19 protein-coding genes are annotated in these 21,114 nt (G+C 63.1%); 4 read left to right on the forward strand and 15 right to left on the reverse strand.

The annotated features are described in order from the left end of the window. Window positions 1-171: 171 nt before the first annotated feature. Window positions 172-1,407 (reverse strand): adenylate/guanylate cyclase domain-containing protein, encoded by a 1,236-nt coding sequence (locus tag M3C25_RS03040; RefSeq protein WP_259855024.1) that lies wholly within the window; start codon window positions 1,405-1,407, stop codon window positions 172-174. Continuing rightward, window positions 1,404-2,252 carry a biotin--[acetyl-CoA-carboxylase] ligase gene (locus tag M3C25_RS03045; RefSeq protein ID WP_259836382.1) on the reverse strand — a complete coding sequence of 283 codons (849 nt, stop codon included), beginning with the start codon at window positions 2,250-2,252 and terminating at the stop codon, window positions 1,404-1,406. The genes M3C25_RS03040 and M3C25_RS03045 overlap by 4 nt, the downstream gene beginning before the upstream one ends. 63 nt (window positions 2,253-2,315) lie before the next feature. Between M3C25_RS03045 and M3C25_RS03050 the strand changes: the two genes are divergently transcribed. From M3C25_RS03050 to pcp, 3 genes are read left to right on the forward strand one after another with little or no spacing between them, the layout of a single operon-like run. After that, window positions 2,316-3,902, forward strand: coding sequence for an acyl-CoA carboxylase subunit beta (locus M3C25_RS03050; protein ID WP_259855025.1), 1,587 nt, complete (start codon window positions 2,316-2,318; stop codon window positions 3,900-3,902). After that, the gene (locus M3C25_RS03055; RefSeq protein WP_259855026.1) at window positions 3,899-4,168 is read left to right on the forward strand and encodes a hypothetical protein; all 270 of its coding nucleotides are present in this window, start codon (window positions 3,899-3,901) and stop codon (window positions 4,166-4,168) included. The genes M3C25_RS03050 and M3C25_RS03055 overlap by 4 nt, the downstream gene beginning before the upstream one ends. A 14-nt stretch (window positions 4,169-4,182) precedes the next feature. Continuing rightward, complete coding sequence (gene pcp / locus M3C25_RS03060; protein WP_259855027.1) at window positions 4,183-4,830, forward strand: pyroglutamyl-peptidase I; 648 nt, start codon at window positions 4,183-4,185, stop codon at window positions 4,828-4,830. Window positions 4,831-4,880: 50 nt separating this feature from the next. Here pcp and M3C25_RS03065 read toward each other — a convergent pair whose 3' ends face one another. The 8 genes from M3C25_RS03065 to M3C25_RS03100 all read right to left on the reverse strand — a co-directional run bounded on the left by M3C25_RS03065 (window position 4,881) and on the right by M3C25_RS03100 (window position 14,876). Continuing rightward, window positions 4,881-8,015, reverse strand: coding sequence for a type I restriction endonuclease subunit R (locus M3C25_RS03065; RefSeq protein ID WP_259855028.1), 3,135 nt, complete (start codon window positions 8,013-8,015; stop codon window positions 4,881-4,883). Then, window positions 8,012-8,818, reverse strand: coding sequence for an abortive infection family protein (locus M3C25_RS03070; RefSeq protein ID WP_259855029.1), 807 nt, complete (start codon window positions 8,816-8,818; stop codon window positions 8,012-8,014). Before M3C25_RS03070 ends, M3C25_RS03065 begins: the two co-directional genes overlap by 4 nt. After that, window positions 8,815-9,906: a restriction endonuclease subunit S domain-containing protein gene (locus M3C25_RS03075; protein ID WP_259855030.1), complete on the reverse strand. Its 1,092-nt coding sequence runs from the start codon at window positions 9,904-9,906 to the stop codon at window positions 8,815-8,817. The genes M3C25_RS03070 and M3C25_RS03075 overlap by 4 nt, the downstream gene beginning before the upstream one ends. A gap of 32 nt (window positions 9,907-9,938) precedes the next feature. Continuing rightward, window positions 9,939-11,537: a class I SAM-dependent DNA methyltransferase gene (locus tag M3C25_RS03080; protein WP_446014102.1), complete on the reverse strand. Its 1,599-nt coding sequence runs from the start codon at window positions 11,535-11,537 to the stop codon at window positions 9,939-9,941. A 619-nt stretch (window positions 11,538-12,156) separates the two neighbouring features. Further along, a complete protein-coding gene (locus M3C25_RS03085; RefSeq protein ID WP_259855031.1) occupies window positions 12,157-12,603 on the reverse strand; it encodes an SgcJ/EcaC family oxidoreductase in 447 nt (148 codons plus the stop codon). Window positions 12,604-12,673: 70 nt separating this feature from the next. Continuing rightward, the gene (locus tag M3C25_RS03090; protein ID WP_259855032.1) at window positions 12,674-13,240 is read right to left on the reverse strand and encodes an NADPH-dependent FMN reductase; all 567 of its coding nucleotides are present in this window, start codon (window positions 13,238-13,240) and stop codon (window positions 12,674-12,676) included. After that, a complete protein-coding gene (locus M3C25_RS03095; protein ID WP_259855033.1) occupies window positions 13,237-14,379 on the reverse strand; it encodes an LLM class flavin-dependent oxidoreductase in 1,143 nt (380 codons plus the stop codon). Before M3C25_RS03095 ends, M3C25_RS03090 begins: the two co-directional genes overlap by 4 nt. Continuing rightward, window positions 14,376-14,876 carry a MarR family winged helix-turn-helix transcriptional regulator gene (locus M3C25_RS03100; protein WP_259855034.1) on the reverse strand — a complete coding sequence of 167 codons (501 nt, stop codon included), beginning with the start codon at window positions 14,874-14,876 and terminating at the stop codon, window positions 14,376-14,378. Before M3C25_RS03100 ends, M3C25_RS03095 begins: the two co-directional genes overlap by 4 nt. A gap of 284 nt (window positions 14,877-15,160) precedes the next feature. Here M3C25_RS03100 and M3C25_RS03105 point away from each other — a divergent pair, with 284 nt between their 5' ends. Then, the gene (locus M3C25_RS03105) at window positions 15,161-15,916 is read left to right on the forward strand and encodes an HNH endonuclease (RefSeq protein WP_259855035.1); all 756 of its coding nucleotides are present in this window, start codon (window positions 15,161-15,163) and stop codon (window positions 15,914-15,916) included. Window positions 15,917-15,950: 34 nt separating this feature from the next. Here M3C25_RS03105 and M3C25_RS03110 read toward each other — a convergent pair whose 3' ends face one another. From M3C25_RS03110 to dctP, 5 genes are all read right to left on the reverse strand, one after another. After that, window positions 15,951-17,159, reverse strand: a complete 1,209-nt coding sequence (locus tag M3C25_RS03110) for an MFS transporter (RefSeq protein ID WP_259855036.1) — start codon at window positions 17,157-17,159, stop codon at window positions 15,951-15,953. Then, the gene (locus M3C25_RS03115; RefSeq protein ID WP_259855037.1) at window positions 17,156-18,349 is read right to left on the reverse strand and encodes an MFS transporter; all 1,194 of its coding nucleotides are present in this window, start codon (window positions 18,347-18,349) and stop codon (window positions 17,156-17,158) included. The genes M3C25_RS03110 and M3C25_RS03115 overlap by 4 nt, the downstream gene beginning before the upstream one ends. Window positions 18,350-18,415: 66 nt before the next feature. Next, window positions 18,416-19,774, reverse strand: coding sequence for a TRAP transporter large permease (locus M3C25_RS03120; RefSeq protein WP_259855038.1), 1,359 nt, complete (start codon window positions 19,772-19,774; stop codon window positions 18,416-18,418). Then, on the reverse strand, window positions 19,771-20,475 hold the full coding sequence (locus M3C25_RS03125) for a TRAP transporter small permease subunit (RefSeq protein WP_259855039.1): 705 nt from the start codon (window positions 20,473-20,475) through the stop codon (window positions 19,771-19,773). Before M3C25_RS03125 ends, M3C25_RS03120 begins: the two co-directional genes overlap by 4 nt. Next, the gene (dctP, locus tag M3C25_RS03130) at window positions 20,472-21,107 is read right to left on the reverse strand and encodes a TRAP transporter substrate-binding protein DctP (protein WP_259855040.1); all 636 of its coding nucleotides are present in this window, start codon (window positions 21,105-21,107) and stop codon (window positions 20,472-20,474) included. The genes M3C25_RS03125 and dctP overlap by 4 nt, the downstream gene beginning before the upstream one ends. Window positions 21,108-21,114: the final 7 nt, after the last annotated feature.

Genomic DNA, 21,114 nt, shown 5'->3' on the forward strand with positions numbered 1-21,114 from the left:
CTGCAGAACTTCAGGTGGTCATTCAGTTCCCCGACGGCAATCTCGGCGCGACTGAAAGCGTTCGGGTCCGCTTTCAGAACGCCAGCAGAAAGACATGGGAGCGAATCAAGCGTCGCCCCGTTCGGAGAATCAACGCAGACTCAGACGTTCTTCACAGCCACGGATGAGCTGCTACTCGTCCCCATCCATCGACAGGTCGAGGCTTTCGGCGGTACCGCGGTCCATCTGGAACATCGAGATCTCACCAAGGCCCTGCAGGGTGATCGTCTGCCGGTTGGAGAAGACGTACTCCCCTGAGCGTTCGAGGATGCGGGCGGTCTCCCAGTCCGTGGCCACGGTTCCGGGCTCGCCGATCGCGGTGAGGCGGGCGGCGAGGTTGACCGTCGAGCCGAAGACATCGCCGAGCCGTGAGAGCACGCGCCCCCACGCGAGGCCGAGGCGGGCCTGAGGCAACTCTTTGTCGTCGATGATGAGATCGCGGATCGTCAGCGCGATCTCGGCACCTGCCTGTGGGGTTTCGGCGACGAAGAAGACCTCATCACCGACGGTCTTGATGACCCGGCCGTTGCCGGTGGCCACAACGTTGAAGACGATGTCCTGGAAACGTTTCACCAGTGATGCCAGCTGTTTGGGCTCCAGCCGCTGGGACAGGCGGGTATAGGAGACGAGGTCGACGAAGCCGACCGCCCGGGCCAGCGGCATCTGAGAGTCATACCAGCCCTGCCGGTTCTCGATCGCCAGGCCTTCTGCGACATTGACGTTCATGCGCCCGAGTGCGCCGGCGAGATTGCGGCGCCACGCGTAGACGAGGACCCGTTCGAGCGGCTCGATACTGCTCTCGAACAGCTCGATCGCCTGCTGGCGGGCGTGCGTCTCCCCCAGCCCGCGGGTATCGGACAGATACTCGACGAGCGTCTCCATCTGCCATACGACAAGCCGGTCGCTCGTCTGACCGATGGCGCGGGCCAGCGAAAGCACTGTCGCCTCATCGAGCACGCCGGTGTCGACGACCGAGGCGATCTCGCGCAGCGCCTTCGCGTCCTCAACGGTGAAGGCGGTCTGGCCTTCGGGCACGCGGGACATACCGAGGGCGCGCCAGAACTTACGGGCCGCAACCGTGGAGACGCCGGCGAGCTGGGCGACTTCCTTGCGGGTGAGCACGCGCTTGCCGCCGAGCAGGCTTTCCTCGAGCTTCTGGGCGGCTGAGCGCAGGTGGTAGATCGTGTCTTCGATCTCGGCCTTCTCACGCTCGTCGACGATCGATTCGTCGACGGTCTCGGGTACCGGCCGGGATCCGGCCAGGCGGGCGGCGAAGGCCTCCTGGGCGGCTGCGGCGACAGCGTCGAGCGCCTCGTCGCCGAGTTCCTCAGAGGCGAGGTTCTCGTCGTCGTTGGGCGTTTCGCTCATCGGCTGGGCCTCAGGTGGGTGACGTCGCCGGCGCTGACCACCTCGCGGCCGGTGCCGGTGTCGATGATGAGGTTGCCGCCGGCATCGACACCGACGGCGCGCCCCCGCACCTGGGTGTCACCGGGAAGCTCAGCGCGGACATCCATGCCGAGGGTGGCCATGCGGTTGCGGATCTCATCGGCGGCCACGGACTGGGAGAACGCCTCGGCCGTCGAAGAGCCCAGCAGGAAAGGGATCGCCTGGTGCAGACGGCGCAGCACCTCGGTCAGCAGCAGCTCCCGGGAGATCGACCCGCCGGCCAGCGTGAGGGAGGTGGCGGTCTCGACCGGGAGTTCGTCTGCAGTCATATCGACGTTGATGCCGATGCCGAGGATGACAGCCATCTCGGCCTCATCGGTCTTCGGCAGCTGGGTGGCGCGGGTGAGGATCCCGCAGATCTTCTTGCCATCGACGAGCACATCGTTGGGCCATTTCACCTGCGCGTTGACACCGGCGGTTCCCACGGCCTCGGCGACGGCCCAGCCGGCGATGAGCGGCAGCCAGCCTAGCCCGGCCAGATCGAACCCCACGGGCACCCGCATGATGGTCGAGAACGTCAGGCTGGCAGCAGGTGGGACGGTCCAGGTGCGGCCCATTCGGCCGTGGCCGGCGGTCTGGTGGTCGGTGCCGTACACGGCGTAGTCAGCCCACTCCTCGGGAGCGGCGGCAACCGCCTCGGCGAGTGCGTCGTTGGTCGACGGGCAGGCGGCAGGCCATTCGAGGCGCGGGACGTCGACCTCCGCGCGGGACAGTGCGGCACGCAAGACCGGGATATCAAAAGGAGGGCGGGAAGATACGTTGTGCACCAGATCACTGTATGGCTTTTGGCGGCTTCGCACAACGCAGGAGGCGGGCGGTACATTAGTGCCATGACCGAAAGCACTGTGCCGCGTACCACCGCCGAACGCATCGCCGCGTTCGAATCCCGTCGTCAGGCCGCGCACGCCGGAAACGAGCGTGCGGTCGCCAACCAGCACAAGCGAGGCAAGCAGACTGCCCGCGAGCGCATCGACCAGCTGCTCGATGACGGTTCATTCCAGGAGATCGATGAGTTCGTCCGCCACCACAACACGCAGTTCGGGATGGAGAAGAACCGGCCCGACGGTGACGGGGTGGTCTGCGGTCTCGGCACGATCGACGGACGCACCGTGGCGGTGTTCGCCCACGACTTCACGATCCTCGGCGGGTCGCTGGCTGAGGCGAATGGCCGCAAGATCGTCAAGGTGCAGAAGCTCGCTCTCAAGCTCGGCTGCCCGATCATCGGCATCAACGACTCCGGTGGTGCCCGCATTCAGGAAGGTGTGGGCTCGATTGCACTGTTCGCTGAGATCTTCAAGTGGAACGTCGCATCGTCTGGTGTCATCCCGCAGATCTCGCTCATCATGGGCCCGTCTGCCGGTGGTGCGGTCTACTCCCCTGCGCTGACCGATGTCACGATCATGGTCGATGGGACCAGCCACATGTACATCACCGGCCCGGACGTCATCAAGACCGTCACCGGTGAGGACGTCGGCCATGAGGAGCTCGGCGGCGGGCGGACCCACAATTCGGTGTCCGGCAATGCCCACTACCTGGCCGCCGATGAGACTGATGCGCTGAACTTCGTGTGCGATCTGCTCTCCTTCCTGCCGCAGAACAACCTCGATGACGCCCAGGACTTCGACGCCCCGGCTGATCTGACGGTCGATGATGAGGATCTGGCGCTCGATGAGCTGATGCCGGATTCGCCCTCGCAGCCGTATGACATCCTCGATGTCGTCACGCGGGTGCTCGATGAGGGTGAGTTCCTGGAGATCTCCGAGCTGTTCGCCCCGAATGTGTGCACCGGTTTCGGACGCGTCGAGGGAACGACGGTCGGTGTCATCGCCAACCAGCCGATGCAGCTGGCCGGCACGCTCGACATCGACGCCTCGGAGAAGGCCGCCCGGTTCGTGCGCCTGTGCGATGCCTTCAACATCCCGATCCTCACCTTTGTCGACGTGCCCGGATTCCTGCCGGGTACCGATCAGGAGCTCGGCGGCATCATCCGCCGCGGCGCGAAGCTCATCTACGCCTACGGTGAGGCGACCGTCCCGCTCATCACCGTCATCACCCGCAAGGCCTACGGCGGCGCGTACTGCGTCATGGGCTCCAAGCAGCTCGGCGCCGACCTCAACCTCGCCTGGCCGAGCGCCCAGATCGCCGTGATGGGCGCCCAGGGTGCTGCCAACATCGTCTACCGCCGCAAGCTCAAGGCCGCAGGCGAAGCCGGTGAGGATGTCGATGCGCTGCGCAATGAACTCATCCAGGACTACGAGGATGCGCTGCTGAATCCGTACAAGGCCGCCGAGGAGGGTTACATCGACGCGGTCATCAAGCCGAGTGAGACCCGCGAGCGGATCATCCGCGGGCTGCGCGCGCTGAAGAACAAGCATGTCGATCCGCCGGCCCGCAAGCACGGGAACATCCCGCTGTGACCGAGGAGCACGCAGAGAAGCCGATCATGGCCAGCGACGCGGATCTCGACGGCATCGAGGTCACCGTCGACAAGCGGCCCAACGGCGCGACCCTCTCAGCTGACGAGGAGCGCCGCCTGGCCCGTGCTGCTGTGGCGGCAGCACTGGTAGCTGTGCGTCAGCTAGCCGCTGCCGCCGCCGAGGAACCGGTGAAGAAGGCTGGAGGGTTCGCCGATCCGCGCCGCAAGGTGCGCCGGCCCCTGCCGCCGTCGTGGCGGCGCCGCTGATGGCAGGCGGCCAAATGCCATACGAGGGTGTGCTCGTCACGGCTTTCGAGCCGTTCGGCGAGCATGACGCGAATCCCACGATCGCCGCCGCCCAGGCGGTCGCTCGCGAATGCCCCGGTGTCGTCACCGAAGTGCTGCCAGTGGAGTTTGAAGCTGCGACGAAGCGGGTCCGTGAGCTCATGGATGAGCATCAGCCGCATACAGTCATCAGCCTGGGACTGGCGGCCGGACGGACAGACATCACACCCGAGCGGGTGGCGATCAACGTCATGGACGCCCCGATCCCAGATAACTCCGGGGCACAGCCAATTGACGAGCCGGTGGTCAAGGGCGGGCCCGCCGCGCACTTCCTCACCCTGCCGAACAAGGCGATCGTGCAGGCGCTCAAGGATGAGGGAATCCCGGCGAGCCTGTCGAATTCTGCTGGGACGTATGTCTGCAACGCTGTGGCGTATGCGGCTGCGGAGCATGCGCAAGCAACGAGTTCGCCGGTTAGGACTGGGTTTATCCACGTGCCGTCGACGATGGACATAGACGACAACGAAGGTCTCGAACTAGGGTTTCGTCAGGACCAGATTAGCAAAGCGGTCACACTAGCCTTAAAAGCCAGCCGCACGGTTGGCAACTGTGACTTACCCATCGCAATTGGCTCGGCGGATTAGCAGGGTTTAGGGCCAGCGGAACCACTTCTTTTGTCCAGGTGGTGACTAGATCAGGCGGCAGTCTCGTTAACGAACAACTCCGCTTGCTCGAGAACTAGCTCGAGGGCCTTTGCTTCGGAATCGGGCGGATAATCGTATCTAGCGAGTAAGCGCCGGACTTTCGATCGCATTGCTGCGCGAACGCTCTCCTTTTGGTCCCAGTCGATGACAATGCTCTTGCGGACTGAAGCGACCAGATCGACAGCGATCTGCTTCAGCGTCTCGTCACCCATATGCAAAACAGCAGACTCACTTTGCGCGATTGCATCGTATAGCGCTGCTTCGGCCGCTGAGAGCCCTAGTAGCTCGTGGCGAGTCTGAGCCTCACGCATCTCCTTCGCCAAGGCAACGAGTTCGGCGATGATTTCAGCGGTTGTCAATGACCGATTCGTATACCGATTAACGGCTTCGTCGAGCATTTCTGAGTATTTACGTCCTTGGACAATATTCTTTCGACGTATGGTACGAATCTCGTCATTAAGCAGACGTCGCAGCAACCCCATTTGAAGGTTCGGCTTATCATTGTGAGCGAGCGAATCGAGGAACTCGTCGCTGAGGATCGAGATTTCGGGCGTTTCGATCCCGGCGAGCTTGTACACGTCCACCACCTGATCAGCAGTGACAGCCTCATTGAGAAGCTGGCCTAGCGCGGTGTCGATCTCGACCGCGCCCGAACCGCCTCGGCCGGAGTCGGGGTTTTGGATCTTCAGGATCGCTGCTCGGACGTCCGTGAACAGTCGGACATCGTTCCGGATCGCGGCGGCCTCGTCGCGCGCGCCCGCCAGCGCGAACGCCTTCGCCAGAGCCAGCACCTGGTCATTGAACCGCGAGGTTCGGTCTGGGTCCGCCATGACGAAGTCGAGGACCTTCGCATATTCGTTCAACCGCTGGGAGGCTGTCAGCTCGGGGGAAGAGTCGAATTGGACTCCGTGGAGGAGTCCGCGCACGATGTCGTGCTTCTCCAGCATCACCTGGACCATCTCGTCGATGGGCACGCCAGCCTGGTCGCGGTCGGACGGCGAGTATTCGCTCAGCGCGTTCTGGAGGTTCGCGAACACTCCGATGTAGTCGACGATCAGCCCGCCGGGCTTGTCGCGGAACGTCCTGTTGACCCGAGCGATGGCCTGCATGAGCCCCGCGCCCTGCATGGTCTTGTCGACGTACATCGTGTGCATCGACGGGGCATCGAAACCGGTCAGCCACATATCGCGGACGATGACCAGTTCCAGTGGGTCGTCCGCGTTCTTCGCCCGCAGCTTGAGGTCCTTGCGCACGTCCTTCGAGTGGATGTGCGGCTGGAACTCAGCAGGATCAGACGCGGACCCGGTCATGACGACCTTGATCTTGCCCTGCGCCGGGTCATCTGAGTGCCAGTCGGGCCGCAGTGCGACGATCTTCTCGTACAGCCGCACGGCGATCCGGCGACTCATGGTCACGATCATGCCCTTGCCGAACAGGGACTCCCGGCGCTTCTCCCAGTGCTCCACGATGTCGCGGGCTACGAGGTCAAGTCGTGCCTCCGCTCCGACGACCGCCTCCAGCCGCGACCAACGTGACTTTGCAGCTGTTGCTGTGTCTTCCTCGACAGACTCGGTAATCTCGTCGGCCAGGTCGTCGAGGGCTCCCAAGTCAGCTTCCGACAGCTCGATCTTTGCCAGCCGGGACTCATAGAAGATCCGGACAGTCGCGCCATCCTCTACCGCCCTTGTGAGGTCGTACACGTCAACGTAATCGCCGAACACAGCGCGGGTGGACTTGTCGTTCGACTCGATCGGAGTGCCGGTGAAACCGAGGTACGTGGCGCCAGGGAGCGCGTCGCGCATGTGCTTGGCCAGCCCGGACTTGAGTCGACCGTGGCGGTCGAGCGTTTCGCCGAAGCCGTACTGACTCCTATGCGCCTCGTCAGCGATCACGATGACATTCCGACGGTCAGTGAGCACGGGATTGGAGTCCCCGTCCTCGCCCGGCGCGAACTTCTGCAAGGTGGTGAACACGATCCCTCCGGAAGCGCGCTTCAGCTTCGCTCGCAGATCCGAGCGCGTTGCCGCCTGCACCGGCGTCTCCGGCAGGATGCGCGCGGGGGCGAAAGTCTCGCCGAACAGTTGATCGTCGAGATCGTTGCGATCGGTGATGAACACCAGCGTCGGGTTCGCCATGCGCGGGTCGCGCATAATCTTCGCAGCGTAGAACACCATCTCGAAGCTCTTACCGGAGCCCTGGGTGTGCCACACCACGCCGCCGCGACGGTCCCCATCAGGACTTGACGCTTGCACCGTGGACTCGACAGCAGCGTTGACCGCCCAGTACTGGTGGTACTTCGCCACACGCTTCACGAGCGCCCGCGTCGGTTGTCCTGTCGACTTGTCGGTGACTGTCTCGTCACTGAACACCACGAAGTTCTTCAGCAGGTCCAAGAACCGCATCGGCTCAAATACACCCTTGATGAGAACCTCAAGTGCTGGCCGATTGCCGACGACCTCACGACCCTCGATTGTCTTCCACGGCGCGTAGTGCTCGAACGCGCCCGAGTAGCTGCTCATCGCCGCCGAGGTTCCGTCGGAGATCACCGTCACCGCGTTCGGCACGAACACCGACGGGATGTCGTGTCGGTACGTCTGCACCTGGTTCCACGCCGACTTCAGCGTCGCATGCTCAGTGGTCGGGTTCTTCAGCTCCAGCAGCGCCAACGGGAGCCCGTTAACCATCACGAGTACGTCAGGGCGGCGGTTCTTGCCGTTCTCGACGATCGTGAACTGGTTGACAGCCACCCAGTCGTTGTTCTCCGGCTCGTCGAAGTCCATGAGCCACAAGCGCGTTGTGCGCAGCAGACCATCGTCGCCGCGATACTCGACCGATACGCCGTGCGTAATGAGCTTATGCAGGCGAGCGTTCTCGTCGATAGGGCTCTGTGACTCGGAACGCTGAACCGTCTTCACGGCCTCTGCGACCAGCGCGGCGTCCGTACCAGGGTTAATCCGCCGAAGCGCGTCACGCAGCCGACCCCACAACACGACGTCCTCGTACGACTCCCGCTCAGCGCCAGGCTCTCCCGGCGCGATGTCAGGGCCATGCACACGTCGGTAACCCAGCTCGGCGAAGTACTCCAGAGCGGCCTGCTCGACGACGTTCTCATTGAAGGTGCTCATCCCGCGCTCCTCGCTGCGGCAACCGACGTTGGTGTGCCGCGTTTTGCTAGGTAAACCTCGACCAGGAAGCTCGCGACAGTCTTCGCCGAGTTCACCGCCACTCGGGCATGTCGATCCTGTGGCTGCACATGACGCGCATGCCCGTCACTCGCCATGTTCCGGATCGCTGCCAGACCGTTGACGATCTGGACCAGGCCGCGTGCGATCTGCTTGAACCCTTCGTCGACCTGGTCGTCCTTGTCGTCGATCCGAAGAATCTTCGCGACCGCCTTGTACTGTCGCTGGAGGTCACCGGCATAGTTCCCGCTCTGGCCTGTCAAACGAAGCTCCAGCTGTTCCAGTACCGCCTCAACCAAGGTACGCGACACTGTGATCGCCCCTTCGAGGTCTGAGGCCGTGAGTCGGCGCTCGGCCTTGTCGGACAGCTCACGGACATACGCCAGCGTGAGAAAGTTCGGTGCGACTGGCGCTGCGCTCAGCGGAACGGCGACGCCTTCCAGTCGCGAGACGATCCCTCGATACTTATCGATCGAGGCACGTTGATCGTCTCCGTCTTGCTCGCCTCTGTATTCGAGAAGTGCATGAAGAACACGCGCACATTCCGCCGTTGACGCAGAACGGAGGAAAGCGCGTAAGCGCTTGGCTTTCGAGAGACCTGTCTCTTCCGGCTCGATCTCCACATCGAGATCAGCAAAGAACTCCGCGAAGCTGCGGTTACTGAAGTCGAGTACGTAGCCACTCCCCATGTCGAGGACTTGCTCAACGATGCGGAGATCAGCCGCACTCAGGCGCGATGCACTCATAATTTCCCCACCGAAGCTCGCAGACGACCGGAGAGCAGTTCGGGCAAGAGCGCATCGCGGAGAGCCGAAAGTCGAGCTGACTCTGCACGTAGGCTTTCCGAGCGCTTCAGCATTGCGAGCGCCGACTCTTTCAGTACTGTCGGTGCACTCGTAAAGTCGGGTACTTCAATCGCCAACACGTCGGCGGGCTTGACTCTCTGATGACTACCCGATGTGCCAGTCACGCGCTTGGGCATCTCGCCGCGGAAGAAGGGATCACGAAGGGCCAGCCATATTGCGGCTAGCCGTTGTTCGTCCTCAGAGGTCAATACGAGGAACTCGGTAGACGCCAAGGCCGGGGCCTCCGCATCGGCGGAGGCCCACCATGTCCGGTTGAACCTCGGGTTGAGCCGTGAAAGAAGAATCGCCTGCTTTGGCACTCGGAGCTTGTTGCTCATTATCGACGATGCTGCGACCCTCTCTGGCCTGGCGTCTCGGTCGAACGCAGGAAGGCTGAAATGGTCGACCTGGGTGTTGCCGAGATTCGAGGGATTCAGCGACTCCTTGACTGGGGTCGCGATGTCGCCCAATGGGATCGTTGGTAGTCCTGCTCCAAATTTTTCTGAATGCGTGTCGAGCAAGTCTGAGATCAAGGATGTCGATCGCCGGTTCGACTCGATCTTGTCGTCGAGCGCACCAAGCGTCGCCGCGATCGCGCGCTGCTCCTCCTGGGTAAAGTCAAGTACCTCGAAATCCTTAACGACAGACCAAGATGCGCGCGGCATCCTGGTTCCTTCGGAGGACGAGGTTGCAAGATCCGTAAATTCTTGTGAGCCGGCGACATAGAAGACGAATCGTGGGTCAACCCCGGGCTTCGGTTCAAAAACCCAAAAATCTGTGGAACAAATTCCACGCAAGTTTTGTGACCAACCAACCTTACGAAAATATGGACGTAGCCTGCCGTAAATAGTGTCGCCAGGCAGAAACTCCTGTTTGGTGCTTGACACGGAGGCGGGATCGCCTGGAGTCTCAAATCGCAGGGCATCCGGTTCGAAGTGCTCAAAACCAAGATATGTATTATAGTCGCCGAAATTTCGCGGCTGGACCACTGACCTCCTGATCGTTGCCAACTTTGAGAACTTCATTTTGACAGTCCACCTATTCTGCGCTGAACCTCTTCCTCAAGCTCGCGTCCGCGCTCAAACTCGGCGAACAGCTCGCTCGTCAATCGCTTGATTTTCTCGTCGATCGGCTCGTCGTCGACTTCCGCCTCCTCGCTACCGACATACCGGCCTGGGGTAAGCACGAAGTCGTGTTTCTCGATCTCGTCGATCGTGGCTGACTTCGCGAAACCGGGGACGTCCTCGTAGTTGCCGTCGTGGTTGCGCCACTCGTGGTACGTGTCCGCGATCTGAGCGATGTCACCATCCGACAGCACGCGCAGGCGGCGTGATTCCATGTCCCCGAGTTTCCGGGCGTCGATAAACAGCACCTCGCCGCTACGTGCGCGATGCCCGTTGCCGTCCCGACCTTTGGACACGAACCACAGCGACACCGGGATGCCTGTGTTGAAGAACAACTTGTCGGGCATCGCGACGATGCAGTCGACGAGGCCGGCTTCGACAAGCTTGCGCCGGATCTCGCCTTCACCACCGCTCTTAGAAGAAAGCGACCCGTTAGCCAGAACGAAGCCCGCAGTACCGTTGGGTGCCAGGTGGTAGATGAAGTGCTGAACCCAGGCGAAGTTCGCGTTGCCTTTCGGTGGTGTCCCGTACTTCCAGCGGGGATCGTCGGCGAGCTTCGCGTCCCACCAGTCCGAGACATTGAACGGCGGATTCGCGATCACGTAGTCAGCACGCAGGTCGGGGTGAAGATCCTCGGTGAAGGAGTCTGCCGAGTGCGTGCCCATGTCGGCTTCGATGCCTCGCAGTGCGAGGTTCATCTTCGCGAGTTTCCACGTCGTGTCGGTGAACTCCTGCCCGTACACCGAGATGTCTGTGCGTTTGCCGCCGTGGGCCTTCACGAACTCCGCTGACTGCACGAACATGCCGCCAGAGCCTGCTGCTGGGTCATAGACGCGACCCTTGTATGGCTCCAGCATCTCCACGAGGGTCCGGACGACGGAGCGTGGCGTGTAGAACGCTCCAGCGTCCTTGCCGGTCTCCTTGCCTGCGAACTGGCCGAGGAAGTACTCGTACACACGCCCGAGCACGTCGTCTGCGCCATGATCGTCGGTCTCAGTGAAGCCGATCGACCCGATGAGATCGACCAACTCACCAAGGCGGCGCTTGTCGAGCCCGTCCCGGCCATAGTTGCGAGGGAGCACGCCACGCAGGGAGGGGTTCTCCTTCTCAATAAGGTCCATCGCCTGGTCGATCTGCTGGCCAATCTCCGGCTGCTTCGCCACCGACTGCACGTAGCCCCAACGCGCTAGGGACGGTACCCAGAAGACGTTCTGGCTCGCGTACTCGTCGCGATCCTCCAGGAACGACTCGATCCGCTCGGGCTTGATACCCTCGGCGGCCAGCTCTTCCTTGAGCTGCTCGCGGCGCTCCTCGAACCGGTCGGAGACGTACTTGAGGAACACCAGACCCAGCACGACGTGCTTGTACTCGCTGGGCTCCTGGTTGCCCCTGAGCTTGTCAGCGGCATCCCACAGAGTCTGTTCGAGAGTCCTCAGGGTCTTCGCCTTTACCTTCTGCCGGACCATCCTGAGCGCCGCCTCCACCTTCATCCGCATAAACTACTTCTCACTGCAAAGTACCCCGTTGGTCACAGCGCCGCCAACCTAGACACTCGCGAACCTACTTTTGGGTCCGGTGAACCTAGATCTGAATAGAATCGGTCTCCTCGTCAGAGCAACCGCGGCGCCGCGGCAGCGAGGTTCGAACCTGATGGGTGCGGTGCTCAAATCAACTGCAAAGCGAACCGTTGAACCGTCCTAGGTTTCGTTCCGTTCTACTGGTTGAAAGAGAACTGGATCATGCCCACTGTCTACACCCAGGAGTTCAAGCAACGGGCGTTGCGTTAGAGGGAGGAATCTTTAGCAGACCCAGACCCGCTTCCGCAGCACAGGCGTTGGGATGGCCGCTGTTATCAGCCGCATTGGTGCTGTGATCGCCGCCTTCCTCTTTCCGGTGACGATGGCGGAGCTGGGAACGAATACCACGCTGTTCTTGGCAGCGATCTTCCCGATCTCGGTCTCATTGCCTCAGTGCTGTGGGCACCTGAGACGAAGGGTAAGGACATCGACATCTTCGCGTGAACTCACGTCATTGACCTGATTCAGCGGCGGTGGGCAGACAGCGCAGTCGGCCCGCCACTGATCTCTGTCATGCGCCGATACGGTGCCCGCCGCCTCAGCGTCGGTACGAGATGCTTGCACGCGTTCCGCCCGTGCTGATATGGGTCTCAGCTCCGCGCACCATGTCGGTGTTCTGCGCAGCGACCACGATCCACCCGTCCTCGCGGCGTTCGAGAACGAAGGTGAAGATGCCTTCGCGCTCATCAGCCGGCTCACCGCCAGTCGAGATCTGGCCGCACAGCCGCCACTTGCTGTGCACAGTGGCAGCGCGGTCACCGACCATCCGCACCCGAGGTGTTCCCATCGTGATCGTCGATCCGGGAAAGATCGTCGAGAACCCGTAGGCGTGCGCCTCGCGGATCCGTTCGCGATCATGCCACCACAGCCCGACCACGTTGACGAACTCCGCGTCTTCGGCGAACAGCCCAGCCAGCGCCTCGGCGTCGGCGCTGTTCCAGGCGGCTTCCCAGCGCTGTACGACATCCTCAGGCTGGTGCATCATCGGTCCCTTCATTCTTCGATGCGCCGCTCATCGTTCAACGCGACAGGTCGTCTGTGCGAGACACTTCGCGCTAGAACGCATACGCGGCTTCGCGTTCGGCGCGCATCTGGGAGGCCACACGAGTCTGCTCGGCGGTGTCTTCGACGAGGCGGTCGATGCGCAGGGTGACGTCGCCGCTGATGATCTCACCGCGGTAGACGTCCTTGGCTTCGACGAACACGTAGCTCTGCACTACCTGTGCCTTCATATACGTCAGGATGGGACGCAGCTGGTGTTCTGCTACCAGGAAGTGCTTCGGCGATCCGGCCGTCATGATGATGCCGACCACCTTGTCCTCGAAGGCGCTGATCGGCAGCAGATCGAAGACGTTCTTCAACGCTCCTGGGATAGAGGCTTGGAAGATCGGGCTGCCGATGATGATCGCATCCGCACTCATGAGCGCCTCAGCAACGGTGCGGGTGTCGCCTGTGTATTCGATGTAGTCGCGGCCGTCGGAGAACTGCACGTCGTAGTCGGCGAGGTCGATGAGCTGCGTTTCGATTTCCGGGTCAAGCCGGCCGATCGCGGCCATCGCGTAGTTCATCGCTGTGCGCGTGGTCGCACCGACGGTCGAGCCGGAGAGTCCGACGATCTTCATATCTGGGTGGCCTCCTGTCGTGCGGTGTGCTTCTTGACTGCCGGGATGATTTCGGTGCCGATGACCTCCAGATTCCGCATGACGCGGTCGAAGGGCACGCCACCGAAGTCGATCTGGCCAAGGAAGCGCTGATGTCCGTACGCCTCGTGCTGGTAGAGGATCTTCTCGATGACCTGCTGCGGGCTGCCGATGTTCATGATGCTGCGCGGGTCGGTGCTCTGTGCGAACAGCTGCTTGGCCATCCCACGCCCATTGGTGCGGAACATCCCTTCGTTCACATGCGGGTAGAACTCCTGCAGCGCCTGCTGTGAAGTCTCAGCGACGTAGAAGAACCCGGCGGTGGCCACCGGGAGGGTGGCCGGATCGTAGCCGTTGTGCTCGGCTGCGGCTCGATAGGAGTCGATCGTCTGCTGGAACGCTGCGATCGGCCCGCCGAGGTGGGCCATCACCATCGGGGCGCCGGAAAGGCCGGCCTTGACAGCGCTGGCGGGTGTACCACCGACGGCACGCCAGATCGGCATCGAGCCTGCCTGCGGCCGCGGCAGCACCTCGGCGTCCCTGAGGTCGGCACGGAACTGACCTGACCAGTTGACGACCCGTTCGCGATTGATCCGGCGCAGCAGATCGAATTTCTCTTCGAACAGCTCCTCGTAGTCCTTCAGATCGTAGCCGAGCAGTTCGAACAGGCCCACCCGTGAGGCGCGGCCGGCGACGATCTCAGCGCGGCCTTCAGAGAGCAGGTCGATGGTGGCGAAGTTCTCGTAGACCCTAACCGGGTCCGAGGTGCTGAGGATTGTCGAGGAGCTGGAGACTTTGATCGTCTCGGTCGCCTGCGCGATCGCGCCGAGGATGACGGCGTGGGCCTGTGAGGCGAAGAACTCCTGGTGGCTCTCCCCCAGGCTGAACACATCGAAGCCGGCCTGTTCGGCGGCCTTTGCGTAGGCGACGAACTCACGTACGCGCTCACCGGCGCTGATGCGTCGGCCCTCTGCCCACGGGTTGGGCAGGTGGTCGCCGAGGGAGTACATGCCGAACTGGAGACCTTCGTTCGGGTGGATGTCGTACTCGGCCATCGTGTCTGCAGCACTGGCTGCGTCGTGCATCAAAGTGGTGGCGTTGGTGCTGGTGTCGTCAGTCATTGCGTCTTCTCCGTGGTGCTGTGCGTGGAGCCGGGCGCTGCCGCCTCGGCTGGGTCGAATCCGACCGGAGTCTGTTTGTGCAGGCTGTTGCGGTGAACTTTGCGCATCAGCGCATAGAGCTGTCGTTGTTCATCGGCGTCAAGCACGTCGTCGAACATCGAAGCCTGTAGCGCCACCTGCCCGGGGTAGACGGAGCTCAGCAGCGTCTCGCCTGCCTCTGTCAGGGAGATGTACTTCGTCTTCCACTCCTGGGTGCGTTCGATGAGCCCGGCTTCTTCGAGTCGGCTGAGCATCCGTGAGACACCACCGACGCTGACGGTCAAACCTTTAGCGAGATCGGTCTGCGTCACCGGCTGGTAGGCGCGCACGTGGCTCAACGCCTCGAACTGCGCAATGGTCACTCCGGCCTGTGAGAGGTACTCGTTGGAGATGCAGTTGCTGCGCTGAACGAATCGTGCCATCCGCAGCCAGATCATCAGACCCAGTGGCCGATCCATGCTCGCCTCCTTCGCGCTGATCGTCAGTTTACCTATTAAGTGATACTTGACTTTACATCGCAAGTGACACGAAGGCAAAATGACTGAGCTTGGCCCGCCGCATGGCGAGGATAAGTATTCCGAGCCGATGACGGGGTGCTAGGAGGTCAGTCGCGAGCGCCGCACGTGGCTGCATTCCTCGTAAACGCTTCAGGTAGGACGGGGTGTGTGACTGAGACCGTATAAGCTGCTTCGTGAATGCATCAGCAGTCGGATCTTCCAGCTGCATGACACGGAGGTGAAGTTTGGCCCGCATTGTGTGGACCGAGGCGGAGATGATCTTGGCTGCTGATTTGGCTGACGATCGAGGTTGGACTGCTGCGAACGAGAGAAGCCCGGGCATCGGAGACCTCTCACGGCTGCTTCAAGGGCCGGCCTTCCACCCGGCCATCGATCGCGATCCGAACTTTCGCTCTCCAGCGAGCGTCGTAATGAAGATCAGCAATCTGATCGGCAGCCATCCGTCGGCGCACGGTAAGGGGCTGCGAACGTCGGCGGCAGAGGTTCCCATTGTCGAGGCGTTCATTCGTCACCGCGAAACGATGAAACGCACCGCGGAATCGATTCGCGAACTCGCTCGGCGCGAAGAGCCAGCAAGCGAGCACTGGAAAACTGTGCTCGCTGACGCATTCGACGGGCCTCATCACGCAGAAGCGTTAGCCGCGCAGCAAGGCGGCCTACGTGCTCTGGCCTCCTTTGAAAGGGAACAGAGGCAAGATCTGCGCGAAGCGAAGATTCAGGAGCTTCCGGCAGCCCAGAACCCGCTGATGTGCGAAGTATGCGCATCTCACCTGTGGGATCCGCGAAATGCCGGAAGCATGAGGCACGTAGAGTTCCATCACGTCATTCCACGGCGTAAATTCCATCTCTTTCGCACCGAACTCAGCGAACTCGTTCCTCTGTGCGCAAGGTGTCACCCCGCGATACACAGCAGTGGCTGGATATCACCTGCGGACATGCGGAAGCTGCAGGCGAGGTCTCGCCGAACCGGGAGGGCCTGAGAGCCTGATCCCGGTCCCCAGAACATGGATGAGTCTACTTCTGCCTCTGGTATCGCCCGTGGAACAGCCAGTACAATCCGAGGGCCACGACCATGAGTGCTGCAGCGACGAGGTAGACTCCGCGCAGCCCGATGGCCGGGGTGAGCGCTCCGAGCACGACCGGCCCCAGCCCGGTGCCGACGTCGAGGAAGATGAAGAACGTCGAGACCGCCAGCGCTGCCCGGGCAGGCCCGGCCAGGGTGACGGCGATGGCCTGGATACTGGGAAAGAGCGAACCGAAGCCCAGCCCGGCCGGGATCGCAGCGGAGATGACGACCCAGCCGGCCGGAGCCAGACCGATGACGACGAGGCTGAGGGTGAAGCTGACGATGAGCGGGTAGACGACGACATTGTCGCCGTAGGCGTCCTGCAGCCGTCCGACGAACAGCCGGCCGAGCAGCATCGCGACCGAGAACACCATGAAGAACACGCTGGCCGCCGAACCGAAGTCCTCTTCGTTCGCGAAGGTCTGGAGGAAGGCCAGCACAACTGAATACGACAGCCCGGCCAGCAGCATGACGGTTGCAATTCGCACACTGCGGTAGTCGATGATCGTACCCAGGCTCAGCCGCCACTTCAGCGCCCGCTCCTCCGGCGTCACCGCCCGCTCAGCTGGGCGCAGCAGCAGGCTGAAGACCACGCCGACGACAGAGAACCCGGCACACATGATGAACACGGCCGTGTACCCGTATGCCCCCGACAGCCACACGGCAAGGAACGGCCCCAGACCGGCTGACAGAGTCGTCGAGGTGCCGAAATAACCCGTCCCCTCAGACCGCCGCGACTGCGGAATGAGCGATTGGGCGACCGCCGTGATGGTGTTCGACCCCCAGCCGAAAGCCGCCCCATGGATGAGCCGGATGACGATGACCACCCAGATCTGATCGGCGAATACGTACGCCACAGCGGACATCACGAATAACACGAGCGCGGCGATCGTCGAGGTCCTCCGGCCGATGAAGTCGAGGTACTTCCCGGCGATGATGCGCGCTACGGTCGCACCGATGATGAAGGCGCTGGCCGTCAGTCCGGCGACCGAGGAGCCGGCCCCGAATTCGGTGGCGGCGTAACCGGCCATCGAGGTGATGAGCACGTAGAAGGAGAGCGAGAGGACGAAGTTGATCCCGAAGGCCAGCAGGAACTGACCGGTCCACAGCGGCTGCGGTGCGGCGGCACTCCCCCCAGCGCCAGGGTGCGCTGTCATGGACGCACTCCCCCCGCCTCGGGCGCGGCGAACCGTCCGTGGACCAGCCAGTAGAGCACTCCGCTGACGCCCACCAGCAGTGCCGCGACAGCGTACATCGTAGTGAACGAGGTCGCTGCGATGAGCGCACCGAGAGCGACCGGTCCCAGCCCGAAGCCGATGTCGATCATGAAGAAGTACGTCGAGGTCGCCACACCCACGCGGGTGGGCCCGGCGCGGCGGATGGTGATCGCCTGGGTTGAGGACATGAGCGTGCCGAAGCCCACCCCGCCGAGCACGCCGGCGAGGATGATCGTCCACATCTGGGGGACGACGGCGATGAGCACCATCGCGGTGAAGAACGAGGCGTACAGCGGGTAGACGACGATGTTGTCACCGTAGCTGTCCTGGATGCGGCCGAGGGTGAGCCGGGCGATGAGTGAGGAGCCGGCGAAGGCGAGGAAGAACGCAGGTGCGGCATCGGCGATGCCGATGCTCGTTGTGTAGGTGGTCAGGAAGGTCATGACCGAGGAGTAGGCGACACCGGCGGTGAGCACTGCCGAGCCGATGAGCAGGCCCGAGCGGTCGAACAGGCGCACCGGGTGGAAGCTGCGCCAGCTCAGCAGCTCGCGCTCATGGGCGGCGCGTTCGGGTACGCGCAGGAACAGGATCGCCACCAACCCGAGCACCGTGAAGGCTAAAGAGGTGATGAACAGCCAGTGATAGCCGTAGTCGCGTACGACGATGATCGCGATGAGCGGGCCAAGCGCTGCCGCCAAGGTCGTCGAGGTGCCGAAGTAGCCGGTGCCCTCTGCACGGCGAGACGGCGGGATAATGTCCTGGACAGCAGCCATGATGGCGGTGTGCCCGGCACCGAACACCGCGCCGTGGATGAACCGGACCGCCAGCAGCAACGGCAGCGAGTCAGCCGGCAGATACAGGGCACCGGCAACAGCAGAGAGGGTGAAGGCGGTGATGAGCACCCGGTAACGACCGAGGGTGTCGAGCATGGTGCCGACGAACATGCGGGCGGCGACCGCGCCGAGGACGAACGAGCTGGAGGCCAGACCGGCGGCGGAGTCGGAGGCGGCGAAGCGGATGACGGCGTAGCCGGCCATCGTGGTGATGAGCAGATAGAAGACGAAGGAGAGGAACACGGCGGCGATGATCGCGACGGTGAAGTCCTTCGACCAGAGCCTCGGCTCTGCCACGCGCCTCCCTCCCTTCCATCACTGCTGTCTCATCTGCCGCCTGTGCTCGCACTCCTGCTCGGCGACCTACTCACTGTAGAGCACCTCGGGCAGCCAGGTGACGATCTGCGGGAACACCGAGAACAGCACGATCGCCAGACTGAGCACCACGATGTACGGAAGTGAGCCGCGCAGGATCTCCGTCAGCCGGATGTGCGGGGCGATGCCCTTGAGAACGAACAGGTTGAGGCCGACAGGCGGTGTGATGAGGCCCATCTCCATGTTGATCGTCATGATGATGCCGAACCAGATCGGATCGAACCCGAGTTCCAGGATGAGCGGCAGCAGGATCGGGGTGACCATCACGATGATCGACACCGGCGGCAGGAACAGGCCCATGACGAGCAGCACGATGTTGATGAGGACGAGCACCAGCCAGCGGTTGAGCTCGAGTTCGGTGATCGTCGAAGCGAGTTCCTGCGGCACCTCCAGGTAGCTGAGCACTGTGGCGATGACGGCGGAGAATGCGGTGATCATGAGGATCATCGACGACTGCGAGACCGAGGAGCGCAGCACGCCCAGCAGCTTGGCGCCGTTGTGCTCGCGGTAGGCGAAGATGACGAGCGCTGCGACGAGCAGCACGCCGATCGCTGCCGCTTCGCTCGGGGTGGCGATTCCGCGGTAGAGGACGATGAGCACGGCGGCGACGAGTGCGATGAACGGCAGCACCTTGAACAGCGCGGTGAACCGGTCGCCCCACGTCCAGGTCTCAGGCCCCGTGCCCGAGGCGCCGATGAGGCGGGTGCCGCCCGGCGCCTCGGGCGCGGTGCTGAGTCTGCGCTGCTCGCGGGAGACGGCGATGTAGATCCAGATGCAGAACATCACCATGATGACGATGCCGGGGATGATGCCGGCGGCGAACAGCTGGCCGATTGACTGCTCGGAGGCGATGCCGTAGAGGATGAGGGTGACGCTGGGCGGGATGAGGATGCCGAGGGTGCCGCCGGCGGCGACAGCTCCGGTGGCGATGCGCCCGGAGTAGCCGCGGGCCTGCATCTCCGGAACTGCGACCCGGCCGATCGCTGCGGCGGTCGCCGGTGAGGAGCCGGTCATCGCAGCGAACACGGTCGAGGCCACGACCGAGCTCATCGCCAGTCCGCCGCGGATCCGGGACAGCCATGCCTCGCCGGCGATGAACAGCTGGCGGGAGGCTGCGGAGCCGCCGAATAGGTTGCCCATGAGCACGAACAGCGGGATGGCGAGCAGCCCGAAGTCGTTGAGCGAGTCGAAGGTGAGCTTGCCGAACAGTTCGGTGTGCTCGGGGCCTAAGAAGATGAGGATGCCAGCGAGTGCAGTGATGGCGAGCGCGAAGGCGATCGGCATGCCGGAGGCGAAGAGGACGAGCGAGATGAGGATGATGAAGCCACCCTGAAGCAGCGGGCTCATGGGCGCTCCTCCCCGCGTTCGATGCGATGCTCTGGTGGGGCGGCGGTCTGCGGCTCAGTGGTCGGCTGCTCAGTGCGCGACTGCTCGGCGGCGTGCGCGTCGATCTCCGCCTGGATCTCCGCGGCCTCGCCGGTGGCGCCGAGCAGAGTGACCTGGGCGGGGTCGAGACGGCCGGTAAGAGCGAGGACGGCTTCGATGAGTTCGGCGACATACTGGAAGAACACGAGCGCCATGCCCAGTGGCAGGAACGCATACGGCACCCATAGCGGCGGCCCCCAGGCGCTGGCCGAACGGGTGTCGAGAGCGTAGGCCTGCTGCCACATCGTCCAGCCGGTCCAGGCGACGACGCCGACGACCCCGAGCACCAGCGCTGTGGTAACGGTGCGCAAGATGAGCCGGCCCCGCAGCGGCAGCGCCTCAGGCAGCAGGTCGACGCCGACGTGGGCGTTGTGGCGGACGCCGTAGGCCGCACCGAGGAAGGCGACGCAGATGAGCAGGTAGATGGTGGTCTCGGTCTGCCACGTGGTCGGCGCCTTGAGGACATAGCGGACGAACACACCCCAGCCGGTCACGAGTGTGGCGACGATGAGCGCGGCGCCGGCGACGAGGCCGGCGATCTCTGAGAGGGTGTCGGCGATGCGGCAGATGAGCGGCTTGCCAGCGGTTGCAGCACTGACGTCAAGTGAAGGGCTGTGGCTCATTGTCCGTGTCCGTTCTCCTGGGCGAGGTCCATGAGTTCGGCGCCTCCGGGAACATCGTTGCGATAGGCCTCCCACTGCTTGCGGGCCAACGGCAGCCATGTGTCGAAGGCGGCGTCATCCATCTGCACGACCTCGACGCCTGCATCCTGGAAGATCTTCTCGACGCGTGCATCATCGGCAGCAGAGTCGCTGTAGGCGCGCTCCTGCAGGTCGGCGGCGACCTGCCGGACTGCTTCCTGCTGTTCGGTGCAGAGCTGTTCGAAGGCACCCTTGGTGAGGGTGAGCGGTTCGTACATGAACCAGAACGTGTTCTCCGTCGGGGACACGTAGGAGGTGACGAGCTCTTCGAGCCGGTAGGAGGCGAAGGAGCTGGCTGATGTCACTGCGGCATCGAGCACTCCGGTCTGCATGGCGGAGTAGATCTCGGAGCTCGGCAGGCTGGTGATGCCTGCTCCAGCATCCTGAAGCATGTACTCGACGTAGTTGCCTGCTGCACGCATCGTCGCGCCCGGCGGCACATCGTCAGGGGTGAGGATCGGGTCGGACTTCGAGCCGATGCCGCCGGCGTTCCAGACGTGGACGAGGCGGACGAGCTCATGGTCGAGGTAGCGCCGGTTTCGCTTCCATGACATGCTCGGG

This window comes from Brevibacterium luteolum (assembly GCF_025147615.1).
GTDB lineage: Bacteria > Actinomycetota > Actinomycetes > Actinomycetales > Brevibacteriaceae > Brevibacterium > Brevibacterium luteolum.

Coding starts and splice junctions, on each gene's coding strand:
- M3C25_RS03040 (WP_259855024.1), bottom strand. CDS start 1,407: ATGAGCGAAACGCCCAACGACGACGAGAACCTCGCCTCTGAGGAACTC.
- M3C25_RS03050 (WP_259855025.1), top strand. CDS start 2,316: ATGACCGAAAGCACTGTGCCGCGTACCACCGCCGAACGCATCGCCGCG.
- pcp (WP_259855027.1), top strand. CDS start 4,183: ATGCCATACGAGGGTGTGCTCGTCACGGCTTTCGAGCCGTTCGGCGAG.
- M3C25_RS03065 (WP_259855028.1), bottom strand. CDS start 8,015: ATGAGCACCTTCAATGAGAACGTCGTCGAGCAGGCCGCTCTGGAGTAC.
- M3C25_RS03070 (WP_259855029.1), bottom strand. CDS start 8,818: ATGAGTGCATCGCGCCTGAGTGCGGCTGATCTCCGCATCGTTGAGCAA.
- M3C25_RS03080 (WP_446014102.1), bottom strand. CDS start 11,537: ATGCGGATGAAGGTGGAGGCGGCGCTCAGGATGGTCCGGCAGAAGGTA.
- M3C25_RS03085 (WP_259855031.1), bottom strand. CDS start 12,603: ATGATGCACCAGCCTGAGGATGTCGTACAGCGCTGGGAAGCCGCCTGG.
- M3C25_RS03090 (WP_259855032.1), bottom strand. CDS start 13,240: ATGAAGATCGTCGGACTCTCCGGCTCGACCGTCGGTGCGACCACGCGC.
- M3C25_RS03095 (WP_259855033.1), bottom strand. CDS start 14,379: ATGACTGACGACACCAGCACCAACGCCACCACTTTGATGCACGACGCA.
- M3C25_RS03100 (WP_259855034.1), bottom strand. CDS start 14,876: ATGGATCGGCCACTGGGTCTGATGATCTGGCTGCGGATGGCACGATTC.
- M3C25_RS03110 (WP_259855036.1), bottom strand. CDS start 17,159: ATGACAGCGCACCCTGGCGCTGGGGGGAGTGCCGCCGCACCGCAGCCG.
- M3C25_RS03120 (WP_259855038.1), bottom strand. CDS start 19,774: ATGAGCCCGCTGCTTCAGGGTGGCTTCATCATCCTCATCTCGCTCGTC.
- M3C25_RS03125 (WP_259855039.1), bottom strand. CDS start 20,475: ATGAGCCACAGCCCTTCACTTGACGTCAGTGCTGCAACCGCTGGCAAG.
- dctP (WP_259855040.1), bottom strand. CDS start 21,107: ATGTCATGGAAGCGAAACCGGCGCTACCTCGACCATGAGCTCGTCCGC.